The sequence below is a fragment of the Suttonella ornithocola genome (assembly GCF_001889065.1).
In the GTDB taxonomy this organism is placed as follows: Bacteria; Pseudomonadota; Gammaproteobacteria; order Cardiobacteriales; family Cardiobacteriaceae; genus Suttonella_A; species Suttonella_A ornithocola.
In genome coordinates, this window is the sequence record NZ_LWHB01000182.1 from 1 (window position 1) to 4,098 (window position 4,098).

Here is a 4,098-nt window from a genome sequence, read left to right on the forward strand (position 1 = left end):
CAGCCTCAGCAATCCCGAAAGCAAAAATTCTTGAGCAAACCGATGGCTTATTAAAAGCGGTCATTGATGCAGAAAGCGGAAAAGTGATTGGCGCACAATTACTTTGTGCAGAAGCACATGAAATCATTAATTTCCTAGATTTGGCGATTCGCTGCGAATTGCATTGGCAAGATATCCGCGACCATATCTTCACCCATCCAACCATGAGTGAAGCCTTAAATGATTTATTTGCGCAATTTGCTTAAAATTATCTTCACTAATAAGCGCCGCTTTGCGGCGTTTTTTTATATCTGAAATATTGAGTTATGGAAAAGCAGAACATTTTGAGAGATTTCAGAAAATGAGAATTGTTAATATACTGTAGAGAGTTTTTTTTCAGGAAGATGATGAAAATGTATCGTGCGGTTTTACTTGGAATGGTATTTTTATTGAGCGCTTGCGCGTCTCCAGAAGAAAAAGCCCGTCAGGCTTATAATGAAGCATTATTACTTTGGCAACAAGGAGATAAAGTAAATGCGATTAAAGCACTTGATGCGTTAATTATCGATTATAAAAGTACGCAAGTCGCCACCGAAGCAATTACCGAACGGCAAATTTTGTTAGGACAGTATGCCAAGCATTTTGCGCGTAAAGATAATGACAGACGTAATCAGGATTTCTTTGCAAAAACTGTGTGGGATAAGGTTCAAGCCTACCAAAAAACGCACCGCATTTGGCCAACTCATCTTGGCGAGTTAGCCCTAGATAAAAACTTAGATAATCCAAAGGACAAGCAAAAACTCAGCGAATTATTATCTTTATGCGAGTATCAAGTGGGCGAGTTTGCCGTTGGTGTGTATGTAGATTGTAGTGGTGCAAATGCGCCCTATGTGGAATATTACATGAATACAGGGCGATTAGGTGGGCTTTACCAAGACGATGACGATAGCAATAATGATACCAGCGGCTATAGACAACAGCAGCATAAAACACAAAAACCAGCCGTTGCTAAATTAGAAGACTTTGCGCCAGTGAAAAGCGCTTGGGGCGCTACGCTGAATCCGAGTGGTAACGTTCCCGAGCAGGGGTTTAATGCTTATTATCTCAATGTGAACCATCCGCGTGAACCGCTTTATCAAGAAGTGGTGGAAAATATTAGTATCTCGTTTGTTTATAATCCGTCAGAGCGGATGGGGAATAATCGGGGAATGCCTGTTGAAATTGCGAAAAAATTAAACGTAGAATCAGAAGATTTTGTGGCTTATTGGGTCGGTGATATAGCCCTCACAGAAGGGGATTATCAAATAAATTATGACGTGAGTCAGGCGCAATTTCGCGCGTATTTAAATGGACGTTTAATTGTTGATGAAACAAAGTCACAACCGTCTATTATTCATCTGCCAGCGGGGAAATATCGTCTAGAAGTGGAATACATCAATCATTGGCATACCGTTGGTTTTAGTTTAAATCTGACTCCCGCCATTCAACTTCTTGATAATGATGTACTCTATCAGCGACTAAAATCTTTCTCATTACCAGATAACACCAAAGTATATTTAGTGGGTGTTTATGAAGCAGAAAATTTTCATCGAACAGTTACCGTAAACACGGCAAAACTTGCCCAACCTTTTGTACTGATGTTATCCAGTTATCATGCCGTGCATTGGCAGATTGAGGGGCAAACACCAAGCGCTGTTGTTTATAACAATGCTAATCAATCTAGCACTATCAGTGGCGCACTACCGCCAGCGGATAAACGATTGCCTGTAAATACTATGCAATCAGGCTATAGCGTCGTTAAACAAAAAATGGATTGTCATTGCGTTGCTGGCAAAGTCATTTGTGAAAGTAGTAGTGGTAGTTTGGGTAACATAGTGATGACAATGAAATCGCGCACAGCTTGGCAAGTCGGCGATATTGTTGGCGCTTATAGTGGGGCAGGTTTTATCTTAGACCCAGATGGGATTACCCAAGAACGATTAGCCACCGATGAAAAAATTCTCCAAGCACAACGTGAGTATCAAGCGAAATGCAAAGCGAAACAGAAACCTAATTTTGATACCTTGATGCAGTCGCAGTAAGAGATACTATAAAATCTCTCACAAAACTGTAATAGATAATTTTCTTAGAAAGAATAGGTTACAGATAGTAACCTATTTTTCTTTAGAAGATTTTTGGTTAAAAATACATTTATAAATTCCCCCCTACATCAGGCGTGCTATCTTCGCTGTGTTGGTCTTTTAGGATTTTAGGAACCGGCGGGATTTTTTCTTTTTTCTCACTTTTTTGCGTGTTGTCATTTGTTTTTTCTAGTGTGGGAGTGTCTTCTAATATTGGGTATTCTTTGAGTTTTCTGATATTAAGAGGTGGTGCGCTGCCGTCTTTATTTTCGCCAAAGTAAAGGGTTTGATGTGGATAGGGGATTTCAATACCCGCACGGTCAAAGTATAGCTTGACTAAGCGGTTATAGGCACGTCCAACGGTCCATTGTTCGCCCGGTAGGGTTTTAATTCTGACACGAATATTGACAGAACTATCGCCTAGCGAACTGACGCCTTGTATTAAAATGGGTTCTAGTAGGCTGCGTTTGTGCTCGCCCTTGGCTAGTTCGTTAAAGGCCGCTTGTAGTTGCTCGCAAGCGTAATCAATGTCGTCGTTGTAGCTGATACCGTATTCTGCTGTGTGATAGGCGAATCCTCGCATATAGTTAGAAACGGTGGTTACACTAGAAAAGGGGATGATGTGGTAGGTTCCTGAGCTATCTCGTAAGGAAACTGAACGAATGGAGATGCGTTCTGCGGTGCCAGAAATTCCGTCTACAGTTACAAAATCTCCAGTATTCATGGCGTTTTCGATTTGAATAAAAATACCGGTAATAACATCTTTTACCAGTGTCTGCGCACCAAAGCCCACTGCCAAACCTAATACCCCTGCACCAGCAATTAACGGACCAATGTTAATACCAATTTGTGATAGAAACATCATGGTACAGACAGATGCAATAATAATAGCAAAAGCATTTTTGATTAGAGAGAGTAGGGTTTCGGCGCGCGCACTTGGGCGTCCTGTTCCTGTATCTGGGCTTAGGCGGTTTTCAATAATGCCACAGCATATGAGCCAAACTAAAGCGCAGAAAAAGAGAATGAGTCCAGCGCCTAACCATCGGTCAATAAAGGCTTGTCCGCTAGTGGAAGCTGCCCAAGCGGGGAGATTGATGAGATTCCATGCTGATAAGACGCTTAGCACAACAATGACAAGCAAAATAAATCGAATAATTCTTAAAGCAAAAGGGATATAAGAGTTGAGTTGGCGTTCCATACTCGGCATACTTCGATTCCAATTTTCTGGCAATCGAATACGTCTGCTTAGAAAGTTGGTAATCAGACTAGAGAATAGTAATCCAGCACCGACAATAAGTATGGTTTTTAGGGTTCCTTTCATCACAAAAGGAAGAGATTTTTCTGCACGTAGCAAGGTGACGATAAGGAGCATGAGAAAGTAGGCTAAAGCAAGCCAATGCCATGTAGCAGCTAATATGCGCATAAATATTTTAGAAATGGTTTGTTCTGTTCTTTCGCTAACGCGCACGAGTGCATCATGAACGCCTTTGCGTTTGCGAATAATCACCCACACGCCATAAACAAAAGCACCAATGGCGATAATGGTAGAAATAGTTTGTGCTAAGGCATAGCTTAAATAGGTTTCAATGAGCGGAATCACAGTGAGATAACCATAGCCTAACCAGTTAATTAGGCTTGCAAACCAACGATACCAAAATCGTGTAACGCCATTATCAGATGTCAAAAGGCGCAATCCGGGAAAACGAGTGAGAAAAACGGTTCTCAATCCTATTTTTAAAAATTCGATAACGACAAAGGCAAAAATAAATAGAGAGGCTTGGGTAGAAAGCGCACCATATTGTCCAATGGCGTAAAGGCTAATAAATTGCCAATGGTATAGGTAATACCCACAAAAATAGAATCCATCGCAACAACGCCTAATATAGCAAGAATTTTTCTAATCAGTGGATTAGACCAATGATAATGTAGCGACCATTCGTTTAGACGACGTCTAATCGGACGTGTCAGCGCACGCAATCCATGATAAAGCAAAAGCATG

General features: G+C 41.1%; 3 protein-coding genes and 1 pseudogene. 2 read left to right on the plus strand and 2 right to left on the minus strand.

Annotated features, from left to right (window positions below):
- Together A5N85_RS12245 and A5N85_RS12250 are read left to right on the plus strand one after the other, a co-directional pair.
- Nucleotides 1–245: pseudogene (locus tag A5N85_RS12245) on the plus strand (pyridine nucleotide-disulfide oxidoreductase); the annotation flags it as partial.
- 138 nt (nt 246–383) lie between these two features.
- Nucleotides 384–2,060: an outer membrane protein assembly factor BamD gene (locus A5N85_RS12250; RefSeq protein ID WP_143143284.1), complete on the plus strand. Its 1,677-nt coding sequence runs from the start codon at nt 384–386 to the stop codon at nt 2,058–2,060.
- A gap of 109 nt (nt 2,061–2,169) precedes the next feature.
- Here the strand turns inward: A5N85_RS12250 and A5N85_RS12255 are convergent, their stop codons facing one another.
- Complete coding sequence (locus A5N85_RS12255) at nt 2,170–3,783, minus strand: mechanosensitive ion channel domain-containing protein (protein ID WP_143143285.1); 1,614 nt, start codon at nt 3,781–3,783, stop codon at nt 2,170–2,172.
- Between the two features lie 50 nt (nt 3,784–3,833).
- Nucleotides 3,834–4,098: hypothetical protein (locus A5N85_RS15770; RefSeq protein WP_072577471.1), on the minus strand; the 265-nt coding region annotated here is incomplete at its 5' end.